General features: G+C 58.9%; 1 protein-coding gene. It reads left to right on the top strand.

Annotated elements, in window-relative coordinates:
- Positions 1-97: 97 nt before the first annotated feature.
- The coding region (locus ACZYSM_RS29545) for a hypothetical protein (RefSeq protein WP_489077233.1) at positions 98-282 on the top strand (185 nt) is incomplete at its 3' end.

The raw sequence follows: 282 nt of genomic DNA, 5'->3' as shown, positions 1-282 counted from the left end.
GACTATTGCTCGGCCCGCGTTCTGGCCCGAGGGGGAGACCCGTCGGGTCAAGGCGACAGTGACAGATGTACACCCAGGCCATTCTGGACAGCAAGGCTTGAACGTGCGTAACCAAGCGCACCTGGGCAAGGTGATTGGCTTTCTGCAGCGTGGCGCGGAAGTGACCGTTAGCGGTGACGGTCATTACCGCAAGCTGGAGAACACCAACGGGCCAGACGTTCTAAAAGAGGCTGATGGTTCGTTGCGCGGCTACCTTTCCATCCACTATTTAGTGCCCATCGC

It is taken from the genome of Pseudomonas sp. F220, assembly GCF_057813935.1.
The sequence above is the reverse complement of the archived record's forward strand: the minus strand, read 5'-3'. Positions and strand labels throughout refer to the sequence as shown.